General features: G+C 62.0%; 17 protein-coding genes and 1 tRNA gene. 11 read left to right on the top strand and 7 right to left on the bottom strand.

The window, feature by feature from the left end; all coding sequences use genetic code 11:
* The first annotated feature begins 42 nt into the window (after positions 1-42).
* The 8 genes from AC5RU9_RS11905 to AC5RU9_RS11870 all read left to right on the top strand — a co-directional run bounded on the left by AC5RU9_RS11905 (position 43) and on the right by AC5RU9_RS11870 (position 8,862).
* Positions 43-3,525, top strand: coding sequence for a type ISP restriction/modification enzyme (locus AC5RU9_RS11905; protein WP_494016608.1), 3,483 nt, complete (start codon positions 43-45; stop codon positions 3,523-3,525).
* A 119-nt stretch (positions 3,526-3,644) separates the two neighbouring features.
* Positions 3,645-4,355 (top strand): tyrosine-type recombinase/integrase, encoded by a 711-nt coding sequence (locus AC5RU9_RS11900; protein ID WP_494016607.1) that lies wholly within the window; start codon positions 3,645-3,647, stop codon positions 4,353-4,355.
* A 28-nt stretch (positions 4,356-4,383) separates the two neighbouring features.
* Positions 4,384-4,460 (top strand) — tRNA-Thr (locus tag AC5RU9_RS11895).
* A 214-nt stretch (positions 4,461-4,674) separates the two neighbouring features.
* Positions 4,675-5,697, top strand: a complete 1,023-nt coding sequence (locus AC5RU9_RS11890) for a DUF6454 family protein (RefSeq protein ID WP_494016606.1) — start codon at positions 4,675-4,677, stop codon at positions 5,695-5,697.
* A gap of 60 nt (positions 5,698-5,757) precedes the next feature.
* Complete coding sequence (locus AC5RU9_RS11885; RefSeq protein WP_494016605.1) at positions 5,758-5,889, top strand: hypothetical protein; 132 nt, start codon at positions 5,758-5,760, stop codon at positions 5,887-5,889.
* Between the two features lie 27 nt (positions 5,890-5,916).
* Complete coding sequence (locus AC5RU9_RS11880; protein ID WP_494016604.1) at positions 5,917-7,455, top strand: phospholipase C; 1,539 nt, start codon at positions 5,917-5,919, stop codon at positions 7,453-7,455.
* Positions 7,456-7,484: 29 nt separating this feature from the next.
* Positions 7,485-8,567, top strand: coding sequence for a glycerophosphodiester phosphodiesterase (locus tag AC5RU9_RS11875; protein ID WP_494016603.1), 1,083 nt, complete (start codon positions 7,485-7,487; stop codon positions 8,565-8,567).
* Between the two features lie 121 nt (positions 8,568-8,688).
* Positions 8,689-8,862 (top strand): CsbD family protein, encoded by a 174-nt coding sequence (locus AC5RU9_RS11870; RefSeq protein WP_211711403.1) that lies wholly within the window; start codon positions 8,689-8,691, stop codon positions 8,860-8,862.
* A gap of 92 nt (positions 8,863-8,954) precedes the next feature.
* On the opposite strand, the gene AC5RU9_RS11865 is transcribed toward AC5RU9_RS11870, so the two are convergent.
* The 4 genes from AC5RU9_RS11865 to AC5RU9_RS11850 form a co-directional block, all read right to left on the bottom strand.
* Positions 8,955-9,284 carry a DUF7793 family protein gene (locus AC5RU9_RS11865; protein ID WP_494016602.1) on the bottom strand — a complete coding sequence of 110 codons (330 nt, stop codon included), beginning with the start codon at positions 9,282-9,284 and terminating at the stop codon, positions 8,955-8,957.
* A gap of 433 nt (positions 9,285-9,717) precedes the next feature.
* Entirely contained in the window at positions 9,718-10,941 is a 1,224-nt protein-coding gene (locus AC5RU9_RS11860) for an amidohydrolase (RefSeq protein WP_494016601.1), read from the bottom strand.
* Between the two features lie 48 nt (positions 10,942-10,989).
* Entirely contained in the window at positions 10,990-11,727 is a 738-nt protein-coding gene (locus tag AC5RU9_RS11855) for a hypothetical protein (protein ID WP_494016600.1), read from the bottom strand.
* A gap of 61 nt (positions 11,728-11,788) precedes the next feature.
* Positions 11,789-12,538 carry a DUF5058 family protein gene (locus AC5RU9_RS11850; RefSeq protein WP_494016599.1) on the bottom strand — a complete coding sequence of 250 codons (750 nt, stop codon included), beginning with the start codon at positions 12,536-12,538 and terminating at the stop codon, positions 11,789-11,791.
* Positions 12,539-12,811: 273 nt separating this feature from the next.
* On the opposite strand from AC5RU9_RS11850, the gene AC5RU9_RS11845 reads away from it, so the two are divergent.
* A complete protein-coding gene (locus AC5RU9_RS11845; RefSeq protein ID WP_494016598.1) occupies positions 12,812-14,254 on the top strand; it encodes an amidase family protein in 1,443 nt (480 codons plus the stop codon).
* On the opposite strand, the gene AC5RU9_RS11840 is transcribed toward AC5RU9_RS11845, so the two are convergent.
* Positions 14,235-15,191: an Lrp/AsnC family transcriptional regulator gene (locus AC5RU9_RS11840; RefSeq protein WP_494016597.1), complete on the bottom strand. Its 957-nt coding sequence runs from the start codon at positions 15,189-15,191 to the stop codon at positions 14,235-14,237. The two genes, AC5RU9_RS11845 and AC5RU9_RS11840, sit on opposite strands and share 20 nt — an antisense overlap.
* A 273-nt stretch (positions 15,192-15,464) precedes the next feature.
* Complete coding sequence (locus AC5RU9_RS11835) at positions 15,465-16,403, bottom strand: LysR family transcriptional regulator (RefSeq protein WP_494016596.1); 939 nt, start codon at positions 16,401-16,403, stop codon at positions 15,465-15,467.
* Between the two features lie 241 nt (positions 16,404-16,644).
* Here AC5RU9_RS11835 and AC5RU9_RS11830 point away from each other — a divergent pair, with 241 nt between their 5' ends.
* Positions 16,645-17,763: a PrpF domain-containing protein gene (locus AC5RU9_RS11830; protein WP_494016595.1), complete on the top strand. Its 1,119-nt coding sequence runs from the start codon at positions 16,645-16,647 to the stop codon at positions 17,761-17,763.
* Positions 17,764-17,796: 33 nt separating this feature from the next.
* Positions 17,797-19,227, top strand: coding sequence for an SLC13 family permease (locus AC5RU9_RS11825; protein ID WP_494016594.1), 1,431 nt, complete (start codon positions 17,797-17,799; stop codon positions 19,225-19,227).
* 207 nt (positions 19,228-19,434) lie between these two features.
* Here AC5RU9_RS11825 and AC5RU9_RS11820 read toward each other — a convergent pair whose 3' ends face one another.
* Entirely contained in the window at positions 19,435-20,274 is an 840-nt protein-coding gene (locus AC5RU9_RS11820) for an aldo/keto reductase (protein WP_494016593.1), read from the bottom strand.
* Between the last annotated feature and the right edge of the window lie 22 nt (positions 20,275-20,296).

The raw sequence follows: 20,296 nt of genomic DNA, 5'->3' as shown, positions 1-20,296 counted from the left end.
ATGAGTTCAGTATTATGCAACGAACGACAATGGCGGAGAAACTTGAATTCGGAAATTTTTGAGGCACTGCAGGTATTCGCGGACGAGCTCCGGCAGAAGCTCAACTCTGATGCTGGCCAAAGCGTTTGGCCTGAAGACCAGCTCAAGAGCCCTCTAGATACCCTTCTAAGGTCTGCCGGCCGTAGCTTCAACAAGTCCGTCATTGTCCGTACAGAAGCCCCGAACGCGCCGGAAGAAGGTGAAAAGTCTGGCGGGCGCGTGGATGCGGCAATCAGTGTAGGCCCAACACTGAACACCACGATTTTGACTGGGCACGTTGAACTCAAGGCACCTGGTAAGGGTGGAGATCCCTCGAAGCTCAAAGAAAAGCGGGACAAGGTCCAATGGGGAAAGTTCAAGAAACTTCCCAATCTGATTTACACGGACGGCCGCGAGTGGAGCCTTCAAAGGACTGGCACGCGAGCGGGTAAGGTCGTCCGCCTCAGCGGCGACCCTGTTCTCGAGGGACGAAATGCAGTCACGGTCGCTGACGCCCAGCGTCTTGAGCTGCTATTCGAATCATTTCTCAACTGGGAGCCGATTGTTCCCAGGACTTCAAAGCAGATCGCAGACTTGCTGGCACCGCTGTGCCGGCTCCTTCGCACTGAAGCGAAGCTGGCACTGGACAATGAGGAATCTGCGCTCAGCTCCCTCGCCCAAGAATGGAGGAAATATCTCTTCCCCGGAGCATCCAGCGAGGTTGTCGCAGATGCTTACGCGCAGACGTTCACGTACGCCCTGTTGATCGCCCGCTTCGAAGGGGCAGACCCTCTGACTGTTGAGAAAGCGTCCGAAGTGCTCACCGTAGGACACGGGCTTCTGGGCGAAGTGCTCGGCCTACTGAACAATGCGTCAGCTCATGCTGAAGTCAAGACTTCGACGGACATGATTCTCCGAGTGATTGCACAGATTAACCCGGTGGCGATCATCAAGAAAAATGCCGACAACCCTTGGCTGTATTTCTACGAAGAGTTCCTAGCCGCCTACGACCCTGCCCTGCGAAAAAAAGTGGGCGCGTACTACACGCCGGTTGAAGTAGTCCACGCCCAGACGGCGATGGTCAAATCTCTGCTCCGGCAGAAGTTTGGTAAGACTCGCGGCTTCGCCGACGACGGCGTTGTCGTCCTTGACCCTGCAGTCGGAACCGGCACGTATCCTCTGGCAATTCTTGAATCCGTAGCTGAGGATTTACCCGCTAATGCGCCTGCTGCGTTGCCCGAGCGGCTCCGGCAAACAGCCAAGAATCTCTACGGGATCGAATATCTGATCGGGCCGTACTCAGTGGCCCATCTCCGGCTGTCGCGATATTTGGCTGACCATGATGTGACATCGCCCGAGGGCGAGGAGTTACTCAATATTCTTCTCGCCGACACGCTGGCCTCCCATGAGGACGAGTCAGACGGTATGCTCCCGGAAATCTTTGGCTACGAGAACATCAGCCAGGAGAGGGCGGAAGCAAAGTTCCTTAAGGTTGATACACGGGTCGTTGTGTGCATGGGCAACCCGCCCTACTTGCGGGGAAAAAAGACGAACACAGATGGTTCGTCAACCGGCGGCTGGGTAACCATGCGACGCGAAGCCAAGAAGGGCGGTAAAGTCCGGGATCCGCTCACTCGCCGTATGGTCGCCGACAAGGGTGAGCCCGGGATCATAACTGATTTCATCAACCCCGCGATAGCGACTGGCCACGGTGGCCATGTGAAGAACCTCTACAACGCCTACGTCTACTTTTGGCGCTGGGCAATGTGGAAGGTCCTCGAACAGGACATTCCCAATGTCTCCTCAGGCTCAAGCGCCCTTCACGCGAAGAACGGCATAATCAGCTTCATCACGGCATCCTCGTTTCTGCGCGGTCCAGGCTTTGTCGGCATGAGACAGCACATGAGGTCGTTGTTCGACGAGATCTGGATTATTGATTTGGGCGGCGATAACAAGGGCGGTCGCAAGACAGAAAACGTCTTCAGTATCGAAACGCCTGTTGCCATCACGACCGGTATTCGCTACGGCGACCCAGACCCTGAAACGCCTGCTGTAGTCCGCTACGTCGACTTGGCTGACCTCACAGCCAAGGAAAAGAAAGCACTCCTGGACCGCGTTACAGGTATCGACCATGGGGAGTTCGACTGGCGGAATTGCATGGCGGGTTGGCAGGATCCTTTCTTGCCAGCCGAGAATGCCGAATACCTATCGTGGCCTGCACTTACTGATATGTTCCCTTGGCAAACGGGCGGCCCTCAGGTCAAGAGGACGTGGCCAATCGGGGAATCTGAATCAGTATTACGCGAGCGCTGGAACAAATTGGCAAGCCCTCTTGAAGTCGCACAGCTCAGCTCTCAGGCGTACAAGAATGCGGAACAGCTGAACACCCGACGTAAGGCTCAGTTCAAGGAGAGTCGGGACAGAAAGATCATGTCGACCTACCCCAGTCTGTTCACGGACAAGCGCCTCCCCTCCATTGCAAACGTCACAGCTTCCGATCCGATCCCCGAGATACGGAAGTACACGTACCGAAGTCTCGACAGACAATGGATTATCGCGGACGGCCGTGTGGGCGACTTTATGAGGCCATCGCTCTGGAAAGCGCACAGTAACAAACAGGTATACCTGACCAGTATGCTGACGGAGGTCCTAGGCGAGGGGCCAGCTGCAATGATGGCGTCGGAGGTCCCGGATCTCCACCATTACAGGGGATCCTTCGGTGGCCGCCACGTTATCCCTCTGTGGAAAGATCCTGCGGCCAGTGTCCCCAACATAACTGACGGCCTTTTGGAGGCGGTCTCAGATCAAATCCAAAGACAAGTGACTGCGCCTGAGCTTTTCTCATATTGCTACGGGCTCCTTGCCACTCCAGCCTTCGTTTCCAGATTCTGGGAAGAACTAACTGTTCCTGGGCCACGCATCCCGTTCACCAAGGATGACGGCCTCTTCACAGAAGTTGCTGGCTTTGGGCGTCATCTCGCCTTCCTTCACACGTATGGTGAACGATTCGCCGGTGGCGACGACGTGGCTGGAGAAGTGCCGACCGGGGCTGCCATTTATGGCAAACGCATCTCAGCTTCAAGCTATCCGGAGTCGTTCTCGTACGACTCTGCTAACCACACCCTAAAGGTCGGTGACGGCGAATTTTCCAACGTATCTCCTGCCGTTTGGGCGTACTCCGTTTCAGGTCTTAACATCGTCGATTCCTGGCTTGGTTATCGGATGAAGAAGCGAGCCGGCAAGAGCAGCGGCTCACCTCTCGATTCCATACGACCGGCAGTTTGGCCCGACCTTGAAGGCGAGGAATTGCTCAGCCTGTTGTCCATCATCGAGCACACCATTGACATGCACGACGAGGGAGCCAAGTTGCTGGAGAGAGTCTCTACTTCCCCCCTCATACTCGCCAAAGAACTTCCCACGCCGTCGAATGATGCACGCCTCCCGCTTACCGAAGAAGACGAGCCCATGCCGGACGAGGAAGATGAATCAGAAGAGGACGACGCTTAGGGCGCAGGACCATCGGATCAGCACAGACGGGATCGACCACGAACCGAGGCTAAGTAGTCCGGCGCGCGCTATTGGGCTAAGGCCCTGGCTACGTCATACCCCGCCGCCTTTTCCAATGTATGCCTGGCCCTGTCATACCGACGTGTGGCTTACTGCCCAACAACCCCGCCAAGCACCCGCTTGGTCAGACGGATTACATACCCGCTAAGGAGAAACAGCGGGAGCATGTGTACCTCACCATGCCACAGCTCACGCTGCTGGCTCGAGGGTGTGAGGGCTTCGAGCTATTCGTGATGCTGGCAGGAACCGGAGGCCTCCGTTGGGGTGAGATAACAGCACTGTCCTCGAATGACTTCGAATTTAGCGATACGCCCTCCGTCGCGGTTCGTAGGGCGTTTTCGGAAGTCAGCGGAAAGCTAGTGCTTGAACCGACAAAGGGAGGGGAAAGCCGCGTCGTACCGCTCCCCCGACTGATCGCCCGTAGGTGTGAGCAGTTGGCTGGCACGGATACCGGGAACGGGAGGATGTTTACAGGTGGTCGTGGTTCTGTCCTACGCAATAGCACTTGGACAAAGCGCCACTATGCTCCCGCGATTGCGAGAGTCATGGCGGCTGATCCGGCCTTTCCACGGCCAACATTCCACGACCTCCGCCACACTGCGGTAAGCCTCGCAATCAGCCACGGAGCCAACGTGAAAGTCGTACAACGAATTGCGGGGCGTGCAAGTGCAACCATGACCCTAGACACCTACGCGGGCCTTTTCGACCATGATCTGCACGACAGCGCAGGGCGAATCAACGGCGCACTGGCAAAGCTGGAGTGGAGTTAGTTCGTCACCTTTTCGTCACCCAGTCATCGCTTTGCCCTGCGCATACATGGCAAAGCACTTTCACTCGTAATGAAAAGGTCATCAGTTCGATTCTGATAGGAAGCTCGGGACAAGCCCCGGACAGCCCTTGCTTTAGGACTGGCCGGGGCTTTTTGCTGCCTAAGGTGCCCTCAGCCTGACGTGGAGCGACCTCTCACGTGTCCGTACCGCCGTGCTTCCACCCTTCAGATGGGCGCTGTTCACCATCGCGCCACTTCCGGTTAATTACCCCTAAGTAACTTTGGAGCTCCTGTTGAGACCCCAACCTTAAGAGGCCCCCATGAGCTCCAAAACCACCCGGCGCGCCATCACGACGGTCGCGTCCCTGATACTTGCCGCAGCGGCTATCGCCAGCACCACGGCAGCGCAGGCCAATGAACCGGGCAAGGGCGCTAGCCCCGCGGAAACCGGAACCCACCACGAAACGGATACCGCACTGGCCGACGCCTTCAACCACGTCGACCGCAACACCGCCTGGCAGCAGACCTCCAAGTTGAAGCTGAACTTCCCGACCTACCACACCGAAGGAATTGCCTACAGCCAGGACCACATCTTCCTCTCGGCCGTCCAGATCACGGAACCCACCGTCAAATACACGGCACCGCAGGACGGTTACGACCGCACCCCTGGCAAGGGCATCGGCCACCTGTTCGTCATGGACCAGTCCGGGAACCTGCAAAAAGACATCATCCTGGGCGAGGGCGACATGTACCACCCCGGCGGCATCGACTTTGACGGAACCAATGTTTGGGTTCCCGTCGCCCAATACCGACCCAACAGCAGTGCCATCATCTACAAGGTCGACGCCACAACCCTGGCTGTCCACAAGCAGTTCGAGGTCAAAGACCACTTCGGCGGCATCGTCCTGGACAAGCAGACCGGCCACTTGGTCGGCAACACCTGGGGCTCGCGCCGGTTCGCCGAATGGGACCTCCAGGGTAAGGAACTGTCCACTTGGGAGAACCCGAACTACTTCATCGACTACCAGGACTGCCAGTACGTCCCCAACGCCAAAATGCTCTGCGCCGGGGTAACCAACCTCCCGCAGACCCCCGCTGCCGGCGGCACCACGGCAGCCTACGAACTTGGCGGCATGGCCATGATTGACCTCAAATCCCACGAGGTATCCCGCGAGGTGCCGTTCCAGCAATGGTCCACCGCCGGGCACGTGGCCACCCGTAACCCGTTCAAGATGACCGCCGACGCGAACCACCTCACCATGAAGGTCGCCCCGGACAACGGCGAAGAAGGCAACGGCACCGAAATCCTCACGTACGAAGCCGACGTCGCGCCCGCCAAGTAACACCCCCAAGGCCCGCCGCCCCGCGGCAACCCATACCCAAACTGAACGATTGGATACCCCATGCCTATTCAGGCACCCGTTACCCGCAAACGAGTGGCCGCCGCGACCGGCGCGGCCGCCCTCGCCGCCTCAGCCCTGGCGGCCGGACTGGTCGGATTCGGCGTGGCCCCGGCCACCGCCCTTGAAGCCTAGGGCGATACCGCCACGCCGATCAAGCATGTGGTGGTGCTCTTCCAGGAGAACGTCTCCTTTGACCACTACTTCGCGACGTACCCCAACGCGGCGAACATTCCGGGCGAGGCCCAGCAGGGCTCCGGCACGCCGGCTGCCGCATTTAAGGCATCCGAGGACACACCGAAGGAAATCAATACTCTCGCCAAGGCTGGCCTGCTGGCTCCGAACAACCCCAACTCGGTCCAGCCGGCGCGGCTGTCCCCGATGCAGGCTGTCACCTGCGACCAGGACCATGAGTACACCGCCGAACAGAAGGCGTACAACGGCGGGCTGATGGATAAGTTCGTGGAGTTCACCAGCAAGGATGCATGTGCACCGAACCAGTACGGACGTCCCGGGCTGACCATGGACTACTACGACGGCAACACCGTCACCGGAATCTGGAACTACGCCCAGAACTATGCCATGAGCGACAACCACTTCAGCACCGTCTTCGGGCCTTCCACCCCCGGGGCGCTGAACCTGGTCTCCGGCCAGACCCACGGTGTCAAGGAATTCACGGCCGCCGGCCAGCCTGTGAACCCCACCGCCAGCGACTACACGGTCCGCGTCCCCGACGCCAACGGCGTCGGGACCATGATCAATGACCCGGACCCGGTCTACGACGACTGCTCCAACAACAGCCACGCCAAGGCCAACAACCTTGCCGGCATGACCGGCAAGAACATCGGCGACCTGCTCAACGACCAGGGCGTGTCCTGGGGTTGGTTCCAGGGCGGCTTCGCACCCACCGCCGCGGCAACCGCCACCACCCCTGCTGCCTGCGGCAGCACCCACTCCAACGTCGCCGGAGTCTCCAGCACGGACTACAACCCGCACCACCAGCCTTTCCAGTACTACGCCTCCACCGCCAACCCGCACCACCTGGCTCCGGCGAATGATGCGGAAATCGGCCACAACGGCCAGGCGAACCACCAATACGACCTCACCGACTTCAACAGGGTCGTCAACAGCGACAACATGCCTGCCGTGTCCTTCCTGAAAGCCTCCAACTACCAGGACGGCCACGCCTCCTACTCAGACCCGGTCGATGAGCAGAACTTCATCACCAAGACCGTCAACGAGATCCAGCAGTCCAAGAACTGGGAAAGTACCGCCGTCGTTCTCGCCTACGACGACTCCGACGGCTGGTACGACCACGTCGCTGCCCAGCCCAAGAACGCCTCCAACAGCCCCGACGACGCCGCCTGGTGCCAGAACGCCGCAGCCAACGGCGTCGCCGTCGCCGGCGGCTACGCCGACCGCTGCGGCCCCGGCCCGCGCCAACCCCTCGTAGTCATCTCCCCCTACGCCAAGAAAAACTTCGTGGACCACAACCAAACCGACCAGGCCTCCGTCCTGCGCTTTATCGAAGACAACTGGCACACGGGCCAGATCGGCGACGCCTCAGCCGACGCCACCGCCGGAACCTTGAACGCCATGTTCAACTTCCACCACGAACGCAACGACAACGTCCTGCTCAACGAACAGACCGGCGCCATCGCCACCATCACCCACAAAGGCCACGACAACAAGCACAACTAGTCGCCACCCGACACCACTTTGGAGAACCCATGAAATACACGAAGCTGCTGACCGCGGCTGCCATCACCGCCGGCCTCGCCCTGGGAACATCCCTCCCGGCCCACGCCTCGGACACCAACCCCCACGGCACCGACAACCACTTTGACCTGCAGGCGCACCGCGGCGGCATCGGCCTGACTGTCGAGTCCACGCTCGCCTCCTTTGCCAAGGGCATCGAGACGGGTGTCAGCACACTCGAGATGGACCTGCAGATCACCAAGGACGGCCGGGAGGTCATCACCCACGACCGAAAGATCAGCGGCCAGAAATGCAAAGACACCGCACCGGTCACCCCGGGTGACCCGTCCTACCCGTACGTCGGCAAGTACATCAAGGACCTCACCTTCGACCAGGTCCGCAGCCTGGACTGCGGCTCCCAGACACTGCCCCAGTTCCCCGGCCAACAGCCCTCCCCGGGCGCAAAGATGCCGACCCTTGCCGAAGTGTTCGACCTCGCCAACCGCTACCGGGCCAGCCAGGTCAAATTCAACATCGAAACCAAGGTCGAAGCCGGCGCACCCGAAGAAACCGCCCCGCGCGAACAGTTCGTCGAGGTGGCCCTGCGCGAAATCAACAAAGCACACATGGCAAAACGCGTCTCCATCGAAAGCTTCGACTGGGGCTCGTTGCGCCTGGTGAAGGAACGCCAGCCGGGCATCCGGACCGTCGCACTGACCAATAAGGACTTCCTCCAGGCCGGACAACCGGGCAAGTCTCCCTGGCTCGGCGGCATCGACGCGGACGACTTCGGCGGGGACCTGGTGGATGCGGCAGCTTCCCTCGGCTTCGACGCCATCTCCCCCGTCCACGGCACACCCCAGAACGGCACCGTCACAGACCCCGGCTACGTGCCCTACGTGAACGCCGACATGGTGACCCGCGCCCACGCCAAGGGAATGCAGGTCATCCCGTGGACGGTCGATGACAAACCAACGATGCGCAAACTCATGGACGACGGCGTGGACGGCGTCATCACCGACTACCCGGACCAGCTGCGGGACGTGATGGCCGAACGGTCCCTGAAGCTGCCCAAGCAATACACCCTGCAACCGGGCATGTCAGCGGCCAAGTAGCCCGACGCAGGTATTCATTGACCGCGGCTTCGGGTTACCAGACTTGCCAACCAGATACTAAGACTGCTTAGTATAGAAGCAGCCGAATGCGAACGGCTGCCGAACCAGAGGAGGAAACACTATGGGACTGGGCGACAAGATTGAGAACGCTGCCGAAAAGGCAGGCGGTAAGGGCAAGGAAGCTGCAGGCAACGCCACCGGCGACGAAAGCCTGAAGGCTGAGGGCCAGACTGACCAAGCCAAGGGCGATCTGAAGCAGGCCGGCGAAAAGGTCAAGGACGCTTTCAAGGACTGACAAGACATCACGGAAAAGGCGCGCTCAGCGAACGGGCGCGCCTTTTTCGTGCCTGCAGCCGGCTGGGTTGGAGCAGACTATGCGAGGCGGCATTAGCAGTATTTGGCGAGCCACGCGAGGGCTTCCTGCTCGTCCACAAAATACTTGACGGGGCATCCCGGCCGCGGGAGTCCGCGCGGACTGTGGGCGATGACCATGTCGACCGCCGTGCTGCCAAGCACCGCGAAGGCCGCGACCGTGGTCGCCCTGCTGCAGACTGCTACCGCTTCCCGGCTGACCCATTCGACCCCGGTGATCTGAAGGAGAACACCCACGGGGTCTCCCCCGGTGAGGGCCAGCAGCTGCTCACGCGCCCACGCACCCTCAAGTTCGCTGATGCGTGAGTGTGGACGAAGAACGATCCGGACGATGCCCGGCCGCACTGGGGAAACAGTAACGTCCCGCGCTGGCTCATTTCCGGAGTGGTCGGGTTTCCCAGAGCCAGATGTCTCAGTACATGCCCGTGATGTCATGTTGGTCCGCATTCATTTCGGCAGCCACCTGAGAAAGTAGGTGCTGTGCTACTTCTTGCCCGGCTTCTTCAGGCTCTTCGAGAGACTACGTCAAAGACCGTGGCAAGGTCGAGGGTTTGGCGCTGTTTAGCCGACCGGGAAAACCCTACAAACCAGAACGAGGCCACTGCGAAGATCGCGAAGAACAAGCCCCGGCCAGCCCTTACTTTAGGACTGGCCGGGGCTTTTCGCTTCTTAAATTGGTACTCCCGCCGCCCGGCTCGCACCCTTTGCCGCCGTGCGCACCCCCGATCTGGGGTGCGCCGGGCGCGAACGGGCGCGGCCCAAGCGGAACGGGCTAGCCTCAGTTCCCCAGCCGGGACAACAGCACCGCGACGGCGGCAGAGACTCCCCCGGCCAACGAACCTTCCAGCTCGGGAGCGAAGAACGGCGAGTGGTTGACCGGGACTGGCCCTTCGAGTCCGGCAACCGGTGTCCCGCCGAACATCCAAAACACTGACGGCACTCCGATCGCCGTGCCCAGGTGCCCGAAGTCCTCGCTGCCCATCATCGGCGGAGTGATTTCGACTGCCTCCGCCCCCAGCGCAAGCCGCAGCGCCTCCATCACGGGAGGGACGGCGTCGGGGTCGTTGAAGCATTGCGGGAAGCGGTACATTTCCTCGATGTCCGGCTGGGGCGCCCCCGACGCGGCCGCCTCGGCCGCAATGATGCGACGGACGGCGGCCAGGACCTGGCCTCGGACGTCCTCATCGAAAGTCCGGATATTGAGGGTGAACTCGGCCGAGGCCGGGATGATGTTCTCCTTGAGGCCGGCGTGGAACGTCCCGACGGTGACGACGGCGGACTTCCGCGGGTCCAGCTCGCGGGACACAATCCCCTGCAGCCGGGTGACCATGTGCGCACCCATGACGATCGGATCAATGGAATCCTGCGGCTGCGAACCATGCGATTGTTGTCCGTGAACGGTGACCCTCAGCGAATCTGCCATGGCAGCGACCGGGCCGCTGGAAATCGCGACAGTACCCACCGGCCGGGGCATGACATGCTGCCCGAACACCACTTCCGGCCGCGGCGCCTTGTCCCACAGTCCGTCGTCGAGCATGGCAAGCGCGCCAGCTGCAGTCTCCTCACCGGGCTGGAAGATCAGCACCAATGTTCCTGACCAGGCGTCCAGGTTGCCCGAAAGCACTTCAGCGACACCGAGCAGGCTGGCAACGTGCGTGTCGTGGCCACAACCGTGCATGACGGGAACCACCGTGCCGTCCGGTAGCGTGCCCGTATCCCTGCTCGCGTAGTCCAGGCCGGTTGCTTCCTCGATGGGAAGGCCATCGGAGTCGGCCCGGAAGGCCACCACTGGCCCGTCTCCGTTCCGCAGGATGCCAACAACACCGGTTCCTCCGCAGCGGAAGTGCTCGATGCCCAGGCCGTCCAGTTGCTCCTCGATCAGGGCGGCGGTGGCGAACTCCTGCATGGATAGTTCCGGGTGCGCGTGGAGGTGCCGGTACAACTCATGGAGCTTGGCGGTCTGGTCGGTGTCGAGTGTGAGGGCGGTAGCTGTGGTTGTCATTGGTCCTGTCTTCCTTCGCGGGTGCTGGCTCTGTTGCGGGCGCTGCTGCTACTCGATGTGGATGGGCTTCGCTTCAGTAATGGCGGCCTTGCTGCGGAAGAACCAGGCCAGGAGGATGGTCCCCAGCACGGCGATGGCGGTGGAGACCATGGCGAGCGACGGTACCAGCGGCAACACCACGAACACGACGACGGCCGCGACCAGCAGAGCGAACACGGTGGTGCGGGGCTGCTTCATGGACACGATGGCCTGTACCAGCACGGCGCCCAGAACGGTGGGCAGCACGTACAACCGGGTGACCAGCAATACGGAAGGCGGGATGACGCTGATCAACCACGTGCCCAGAAGCCCCACGAAGATCGCCAGCGAGGTCAGGTGGACGACGGCGGCACCACAGATGGCGACGACGGCGGCCAGTTCGGCCCGCTTGGTGCCCGGCTTTGCGCCAATGTTGGTTTGGGCGATCAGGGCAGCCGGCAGGAGCTTGTTGGAGATGTTGCCGATCATGAACGCTTGGTACATCGCGGCGGGTCCCAAGATCGGATAGTAGGTAAGTGGCTCGACGATCCAAATGATGCCGAAGGTTGCGGCGACGGCCGCGAAAGCGATCCAGAGCTGCGCCGGGCCTATATCGAGGCCGGTAGCGAAGACGAGGTACAGCGGACCGGCGACCGAGATCAGCAGTCCGGCGATCATGGTGATTTGGCCCCAGCGGGATGTGGTGCGGTTGAAGTCCGCCATGGAGGCGGTGCTGGCGGTGGTGGGATCAGAGGTGATGGAAGACATGGGGTGTTCCTTTCGTGCCCGGGTCAGGTGCCGGTGTGGAGGACGACGGCGGCGGGTCGGCTCAGGCGCCGGCGGCGAGGTACGCGGCGGCCAGGCCGATGACGATGGAGATTCCGAGCCCCCACTCCCGCAGCCAGCTCTTGCCCAGCTTCTTGGCCAGCAGCAGGCATGTCCCCATGACGGCTGCGGAGACGACGAAGGACAGCACGTGGATGCCGGACTTGGGCAGCTCGGTGAGTCCCAGGCAGGAGAAGGCTCCGATCAGTGCTGCCGCCGGGACGATGGCCATAGCCGCGGGGTTGATGGAGCGGATCTTGGCGTCGCCCTTGCGCAGCAGGGGTGTCAGGATCAGGGTGGCGAGCATCCACATGGCTCCGCCGATGCTCATGGCGAAGAACGCCACTGCAAAGACACTCTGGGTGTAACTGGCGTCCCCGAGCTTGGCGCCCATGGAACCTGCGGCAATGCCAGCGGCCGAAACGTCGTAGGCTGCGGAACCGATCAGGCCAATCCGGGACAGTACCGCCGGGGCCCCAAAAAGGCCCAGAAGCGCAATGGCTACCAGTGAGACTGCAAGCGAGGGGCCGATGGCCGAGACCGCCCCGGAACGGAAGGAGGTCTTGATGTCCTGCGCACTCATGTCCACGGAGGGGGCTGCGCGTCGGGCCGCTTTCATGAAGATCACGGATTGAATGATGATGACGCCGAAGACGCCGGCCACGCAGATCCACAGCACGGGATTGTTGGCGATGGCCATGATGTCGGTGGAGTCAGTGGGGGCGAGGGGTTGAAGTGCCAGGGGTTGGAACAAAGGAACCTCCGGGTGTTGGCCCCGCGGCAACTCCGCGACCGAACCACGCTGTGCGGCATGCGGCGCTGTGGGGCTAATCCTTTCCCTCCGACCAGATCGGCCAGCGGGTTACCAACACTTTCTGCTATGAGCCGGATCACACGCAATAGCTGACGGAATCAGCCGAGTAGTTGGCCGAATCGGTCAAAGCTTGCCTTCAACAGGATCAAGACTTCCCCGCCTCCGTGTGACCCGGCACACTTTCAGTCAGCAGTCATCCAGCAAAGGAGCACCATGCCCGACACCATTGGCGAGCTGTCCGCCGTCGAACTTTCCGCAGCCATCCGCGAGAAGAAGATCTCGGCGCGCGAAGCCCTGGCCGAACACCTGGACCGCATTTCCGACGTGAACCCGGTGATCAATGCGGTGGTAACCCTCGATGCCGACGGTGCCCATGCGTTGGCCCATCGCGCCGACCAGCTGACGGCATCGGGGGCGGACGTCCCACCCCTCCATGGCGTGCCCATGACGCACAAGGACACCAACAACACCGCCGGGATGCGCACCACCCAGGGCTCGCTCGCCTTGCGTGACTTCGTTCCCGACGCCGACGACCTCATCATTGCGCGGCTCAAGCAGGCCGGCGTGGTCAGCACGGGAAAGACCAATGTTCCCGAGTTCGGCGCAGGCTCGCACACGTTCAACGACCTCTTCGGCACTACAACCAACCCGTACGCTCCCACCCTGAGTGCCGGCGGCAGCAGCGGCGGGGTGGCCGCCGTCGTTGCCTCCCGGGTCCAGAGCATCGGCGACGGCAGCGACATGGGCGGTTCGCTCCGCATCCCGGCTTCCTTCTGCAACGTGGTGGGCTTCAGGCCGTCGACGGCGGTCATCCCCATGCCGTCGGACGTTAACGCCTTCGCGTGGCTGGGAAGGACCGGACCCATGGCCCGGAGTGTGGAGGACATTGCCTTGTTCATGTCCGTAACCGCCGGCAAGGATCCGCGGGTACCGCACCCGGAGGGCCTCGATCCGGATGTTTTCCGGGCGTCCCTGAAGACGGACATGCGCGGCGTACGGATCGGCTGGTCCCGAGACTTTGGCATCGGCGTGCCCGTGGAGCCTGCAATTGTGGAACACCTGGAACGGCAGCTTGCGGTATTCGAGGAGCTCGGGGCGATCGTGGAGGAAGCCACTCCGGATTTCAGCGAAGCGGACCTGGTGTTCGGCAACACGCGCGCCATGGACTTCGCCGCTGGCTTGGGTCCTCTCCTGGCTCGTGCAGGGGACGTCGTTAAGCCTGAAGTTCACTGGAACGTGAATAAGGGATACGCGTTGACGGCCCGGGACCTCATCGAAACCGCCGCAGCCCGGACACGGCTGGAACGTGCCGTCCAGACGTTCTTTAGTCGATATGAGCTGTTCGCCAGTCCCTGCGCTCAGGTGCTCCCCTTCGACGCCGCGCTCCGCTATCCCCTTGAGGTCGCCGGCGCGCGCTCCGAGACTTACCTGGACTGGATGCGATCGGCCTGCCTGCTCTCGGCCACCGGCTTGCCTGTACTTAGCGTGCCGGCGGGCTTCAGTTCCGCCGGGCTGCCCATAGGCCTGCAACTGGCCAGCAACCACTACACGGATATGCAACTGCTCCGCTACGGCCGCGCCTTCGAGCAGCAGACCGGGTACGCCGCCGTCGCGCCTGTCGTGAAAGCCGAGCCCCTCACGACGGCGAGCGCATGACCCGTCCCCCGCGCTTACGCGCATCGAGCAGGATGGACACGTCCACCCCGGTGGCCTCTTGCGCCCACGCGGAGTCCGTGATGAGGCGGTAAAGGGAGGACATGTCTTCCACAGTGACATCGGCCATGATCTGGTAGTTACCGGCGATCGCCGCAGCATACCGAACCGTGGGAAGTTCAGCGAGGCTCTTTCCTACACGCTCGACGTGCTGCGGCGAAGCCCTGATCCAGAGGAGCGCCTCAACATCCAACCCGAAGGCCGCAGGCTCAACAATCGCCCGTAAATGGACCTGGTTATTGGTCAGCAGCCATTCGCTTCGTCGCCGCGCAGTAGCCTCCGACACGCCAACCCGACGCCCCAGTGCTTCGAAGCTCATCCTGCCATCGGCGCACAGGGCGTCGATGAGTTCATTATCCTGGCGGCTCATGTGCTGTTGCCGGACCAGGATGCCGGAGTCCTGCGTGAGGTTCGAACGCAGCGCCTCGGCTTTGTCTGCCGGAAGGACCTCCGGCCGCCAGCCACGAATAGTCCGGAAGTACCGGAGCACCGGGTAGCTGGTTGAGTCCCTGAGTCCGATGGTGGAAGGCAGCTCATCGGACAGGACATCTCCCATCCGGGCAGGTTCAGTGAGGACTTCCGCCACGCAGTCGCCCGTGCCCGTTGTGGTGTAGACGAATGTGGTGTCCGCGCGCTGGGAAAGTGCATTGGCGGCTGCACGCACCGTCCCGGGCATGCACCGCATCTCCACCAACACCACCGCAGGCCTCGGCCGGATTCCCACTACCGCTACGGCACCGGACTCCAACAACTGCGATCCGCGTCGGGCGACAGTCCGCTCGGCCTCCCCCAATACGGCGGCCATCTTCCGCCAGGGGCACCGGGGATCCAATTGCAGGGCAGCCACGATCTGCCGCTCCAACGCGTCAAACACCGCCATGCGGGCTCCGTCCGGTCGGGTACTGGTGAAGTTGGGCGTGTTTGCCCTGACCTCCTCTGCGCGGATGCCGCAATAGTGGGTCCTGCCACAGTTTAGGGACAACCTGGGGCAGAAACACGTCGAAGCCGGACATGCCCCGCATGGAACCGTACGGACGGAGTGGAGGGTTGATCATCGAGTCAGCCTCAATGACGTTGCGACCCGCATAGGGATCGGGTCATCCTTGATATGTCCCGGCGGTAAGTCGACGGGGACCTACCTCTGGAGCCGCCGCTACAGGTAGTCCCCCGCGCGCTCCCGCGCTATCTCCAGCAGAGTGGAGTGAAAGGCGACTTCCGCCGGTGCGTAGACCTTGTCCTGTCGTTGGGCCAGCAGCACCCGTCGCAAGGGTGCGGCGGAACCCAGGCTGATGACCCTCACGTCAGGATGTTGGAGTGCGACGGCGGTTTTCGGCACCATGGCCACGCCCATCCCAACGCTCACCATTGCCTGGGCTTCCTGATAGTCGTTGGCCAGGAACCCGATGGTTGGTTCGAACCCGGCTTCGTGGGCAGAACGTTGCAGCACTTCCACCACGGGGTGAGCCTCAGCCCGCACTATCCACGATTCCTTGCGGAGCTCCTCCATTCGGATCTCGTCGCGCCCGGCCAGGGGGTGTCCTCGGGAAACCAGGATCACCGTGCTCTCCTGGAAGACTTCGGTAACGCGAATTGAGTCGTCCTGGAATCTGTTCCAGGGGTAGTCCCAGAGGAGGCATAGGCCCGTCACCCCGGACTGCAGGTCTGATACCAGGTCATCGAAACGTGCGCTGCGCACGGACAGGCCGATGGCCGGGTACCGCTTTTTGAAGGCCCTGATGACGATGGGGAGGAAGGACCCGGCAAGAGTTGGGAATGTTCCGACCGTCAGGGAGCCGCGCTTGAGTCCGGCGATTTGGTCCAGGTCCGACTGGGCTGCCCGCATCTGACCAACGATCTTGCGGGCGTGGCCAGCCAGCACCTGTCCCGCTTCGGTGGGCACTACCCCACGGGAGCGGCGGTTGAGGAGTGGTTGCCCCACTTCCTGTTCCAGTTTTCGCAGCTGCTGGGAAACTGCCGAAGGAGAGTAGAGCATGAGTTCGGCGGCGGCGGTGATGGAACCCTGCTCAACGACCTCAACCAGCAGTGCCAGCCGTCGAATATCAAAAAGATCCTGGCTCTCATCGTTAAGCAACGGTTCACCCTTCCTAGGAATTCGTTCATTCTATACAGGCAGCTGCCGATACCAAGGGAGAACCGGGTTCCCGGAACGTCATTCCCCGCCTTCAGCGGACGATCCAAACCTAACCAGGCAATGAATGAAGCTTTGCTTCATCCCACTCAAGAAATCCAACATTGTCTTCAAATGTGATGTGCCTCAATCTCGAAGTAAGCCCTTGAACAAACCTGGGCCACAGGGAAGCAAGGAACCGACCATGAACATCGAAGCGGAATGGATGCGCGGAGGCACCAGCAAGTGCTGGGTCTTCGAAAGCGGGCAATTCGGTGAGACTGAAACCAGTCCGGATGCGTTGCTCCCGCGACTGTTCGGCAGTCCCGACCACCGCCAAATCGACGGCGTGGGCGGTGCAACCTCGACAACAAGCAAAGCCATGATCCTCCGCCGCCCAGCGGACGACGATGTTGATGTCGAGTTCACCTTTGCCCAGGTAGGAATTGAAGAAGCTGCGGTGGACTGGGGCAGCAACTGCGGCAACTGCTCGGCGGTGGTGGGCTTGTACGCCATCGAGAAGGGTTGGGTTACGCCCACCGATGACATCACCCGGATCGTCACCCGCAATACCAACACCGGGCAGATCATCATCCAGCGGGTATCCACTCCGGCCGGCGCCCTACCCATCGTCCCGCAGGCAGAGATGCCCGGCGTTCCCTTCCCCGGGTACCGGGTGGGGCTTGGTTTCCAGGACCCCGCCGGTAAGACCACGGGAAGCCTGCTTCCCACGGAATCCGCGGCAGAGACGATCAGCGCAGGCGGGACACGCTGGACCGTTTCCCTTGTCGACGCCGGAGCGCCAGTAGTAATTCTCCGAGCCGAGGAGCTCGGCCTGGACCCGGAACGCTACGATAGCTGGTTCGCCGGCGTCGAACTGCAATTGGAGACACTCGAACAGATCCGACGCCAAGCGGCAATACGCATGGGCCTCGCCGCAACCACCAGCGAAGCGGCACGAGCGATCCCGAAAGTTGCGATCGTCGCTCCACCGGCCCAGTCCGATGCAGGCGGCGATGTCAGCGTCATGATGCTCTCCATGGGCAAGCCGCACCCCGCCCTCGCCATCACGGGAAGCATCGCACTGACGCTTGCGGCCCGCACACCGGGCACCGTTCTGTACGACATCACCGAACACAACCTGCGGCCAACGCTGAGGCTGCGCACGCCAGCCGGCGTGATCGAGACGTGGAGCGAGGAAAAGGACGGTTCCCTGATCATCGGTGTGGATCGGACAGCCCGCACCATCGCAACCACCACCATCCACCTCCCCGAGACGCTCGACAACACCGTCGACGCCTCCCTTGCCGGCGCTACCCGCTGAACAGCCAGCGCTACTCAATGAAGAGAGAGCACCATGACTAAGACCGCAGAGAAGACTGCCCCCAACCCCCCAGTTGAAGCGCGGCCCAAGCGCCGCCGTCGTATCCTGCTGGTGACGGCTATCGCCATCACCGTCCTGGGTCTCGCCGCCCTCCTGCTCGGAGGTGTCCTTGGCAGCCCCGCGGCGGCCTCGGGATCGGAGCCGACCATGACCGCAACGCAGATCATCCCGCTCGTCATTCTGGTGGTGATGTTCGTGGTGGCAACCAAGTGGCCGCTCAACATCGGCGTGATGGGGCTGGTTGCTTCCTTCGGCGTCGGCTATTTCGTCCTGGGCATGACTGACAAGCAGATCCTGGAAGAGTTCCCGGCCAGCATCGTGCTGACGATCATCGGCGTCACCTACTTCTTCAGCATGGCCCAGCGGAACGGCTCCATCGACATCATTGTGCAGACGTGCGTCCGACTGGTCCGAGGCAAGACCATGCTGCTCCCCTGGGTCTTCTTCCTCATGGCTGCAGCGCTGACCGCACTGGGCACGTTCTCCCCCGCGGCTGTGGCACTCCTGGCGCCGGCGGCGCTCGGGCTTGCCTACGAGTCGCGCATCCACCCGGTCCTGATGGGGGCCTTCGTCATCAATGGCGCCCATGCCGGCGGCTTCTCGCCCCTGTCCGTCGCCGGCGTACTGGTGCATGACATCGCCACGAAAAACGGCTTCCCCATCGACCAGGGGGCACTTTTCCTGGCGAGCTTCGCCCTGAACTTCATCCTTTCGGCGCTGACCATCGTGCTTTTTGGGCTGCTGGGCAAGCTCCGTGACAAGCACGCCAACGAGTACTCTGCACTCGATACGCCGCGGATCGGACGCCCCAACGGGCAGCAGCTCCTGACCTTGAGCCTGATTCTCGCGATCCTCGTGTGCACGTTGGGCTTCCACATGCCCATCGGCTTCGTTGCCCTGTCCGCCGGCCTTCTTCTGGCACTGGTAAACATCAAGGAGCACCAGACGTTCATCGGCGGCATCTCCTGGTCCACCGTCCTGCTGGTGGCCGGCATGATCACCTACGTCTCCCTGCTCCAGCACGTCGGCGTCATCGACACCCTCGCCGAACAGGCCCTCGCCCTGGGCGCACCCCTGCTGATCGCGTTGGTCCTCTGCTACGTCATTGGCGTCGGATCTGCCTTCGCTTCGTCCACGGCATTGCTGACCGCGTTCATCCCGCTGGCCGGCCCCCTGCTGGCAACCAGCTCGCTCAGCGCCTCCGGAACCGTCGCCGCTCTCGCGATTGCAGCCACAGTGGTGGACGTTTCGCCATTCTCCACTGACGGCGCCTTGGTAGTGGCCAACGCACGCGAGCACGACCGCCAGCGCGTCTACAAGCAGCTGATGATGTACGCCGGTGGCGTCGTCCTGGTTGCCCCGGCACTGGCCTGGGCTCTGCTGGTACCCACCGGCATCATGTAACCCAACTGCACCGGCTTCCACCCCGCTTGGTCATACAGCCGGATACTGCACAGCCTGCCGGAGCAATGTCCGGCAAGCGCGGGAAGGCCCTGTACTCCATCGCAACAGGAAACCCGACGGACGGGCGCAGGGACCCCATGCGCTAAGGACAAAGGCAGGACGCTCACAGAGCGTCCTGCCTTTGGCTTGTCCGGGGACAGATGGATGTCAGGCGAAGTCGGAGACTGCCGGGTCCGGGCCGATGCGGCCGTCGGCGCCGCGGTCCAGGCCGTTGATGGCCTCGACGTCGGTGGCGTCAAGCGTGACGTCCAGGGCAGCGAAGTTCTCCCGGATACGCGACTCGGTAACGGACTTGGGGATCACGACGTTGCCGATGGCCAGGTGCCAGGCGATGACGACCTGCGCTGGCGTGACGTCGTGCTTGGCAGCGATCTCAGCGATGGTGGCGCTCTCCAACAGCTCGCCACCCTGGCCCAGAGGGGACCAAGCCTGGGTCAGGATGCCCTTTGACGCGTTGAACTCGCGCAGCTCGGACTGGTTGAAGAACGGGTGCAGCTCCACCTGGTTGATGGCCGGTACAACGCCGGTTTCATCAATGATGTGCTGCAGGCCTTCCTTGGTGAAGTTGGAAACACCGATGGACTTGACCCGGCCGCGCTTCTTGAGCTCGATGAGGGCCTTCCAGGTATCCACGTACTTTTCCTGCTTGGGCTGCTGCCAGTGGATGAGGTAGAGGTCCAGCGTCTCCAGGCCGAGGCGATCCATGGAAGCCTCGAAAGCCTCCAACGTGGACTCGTAGCCCTGGTCAGCATTCCACAGCTTGGTGGTGATGAAGATGTCCTCGGCGGAAAGGCCGGAGGAGGCAATGGCGCGGCCGACGCCTGCCTCGTTGCCGTAGATCTTTGCTGTATCGATGTGACGGAACCCAGCCTCGAAAGCCTGGCGCACCACCTTTTCGGCTACATCGTCTTCAACTTGCCACACCCCGTAGCCGAGCTGGGGGATGGTGTTGCCGTCGTTGAAAGTAAGTGTTGGTGACGAAGTCATGTTTGCCATACTGCCAGCACGG

This window comes from Arthrobacter sp. B0316-5-4 (assembly GCF_059090325.1).
The sequence above is the reverse complement of the archived record's forward strand: the minus strand, read 5'-3'. Positions and strand labels throughout refer to the sequence as shown.

What these genes read in the sequence shown, in the direction of transcription:
- AC5RU9_RS11890 (WP_494016606.1), top strand. Translation starts at nt 4,675, where the DNA reads ATGAGCTCCAAAACCACCCGGCGCGCCATCACGACGGTCGCGTCCCTG.
- AC5RU9_RS11830 (WP_494016595.1), top strand. Translation starts at nt 16,645, where the DNA reads ATGAACATCGAAGCGGAATGGATGCGCGGAGGCACCAGCAAGTGCTGG.
- AC5RU9_RS11900 (WP_494016607.1), top strand. Translation starts at nt 3,645, where the DNA reads ATGCCTGGCCCTGTCATACCGACGTGTGGCTTACTGCCCAACAACCCC.
- AC5RU9_RS11820 (WP_494016593.1), bottom strand. Translation starts at nt 20,274, where the DNA reads ATGACTTCGTCACCAACACTTACTTTCAACGACGGCAACACCATCCCC.
- AC5RU9_RS11845 (WP_494016598.1), top strand. Translation starts at nt 12,812, where the DNA reads ATGCCCGACACCATTGGCGAGCTGTCCGCCGTCGAACTTTCCGCAGCC.
- AC5RU9_RS11860 (WP_494016601.1), bottom strand. Translation starts at nt 10,941, where the DNA reads ATGACAACCACAGCTACCGCCCTCACACTCGACACCGACCAGACCGCC.
- AC5RU9_RS11855 (WP_494016600.1), bottom strand. Translation starts at nt 11,727, where the DNA reads ATGTCTTCCATCACCTCTGATCCCACCACCGCCAGCACCGCCTCCATG.
- AC5RU9_RS11870 (WP_211711403.1), top strand. Translation starts at nt 8,689, where the DNA reads ATGGGACTGGGCGACAAGATTGAGAACGCTGCCGAAAAGGCAGGCGGT.
- AC5RU9_RS11875 (WP_494016603.1), top strand. Translation starts at nt 7,485, where the DNA reads ATGAAATACACGAAGCTGCTGACCGCGGCTGCCATCACCGCCGGCCTC.
- AC5RU9_RS11825 (WP_494016594.1), top strand. Translation starts at nt 17,797, where the DNA reads ATGACTAAGACCGCAGAGAAGACTGCCCCCAACCCCCCAGTTGAAGCG.
- AC5RU9_RS11885 (WP_494016605.1), top strand. Translation starts at nt 5,758, where the DNA reads ATGCCTATTCAGGCACCCGTTACCCGCAAACGAGTGGCCGCCGCGACC.
- AC5RU9_RS11840 (WP_494016597.1), bottom strand. Translation starts at nt 15,191, where the DNA reads ATGGCGGTGTTTGACGCGTTGGAGCGGCAGATCGTGGCTGCCCTGCAA.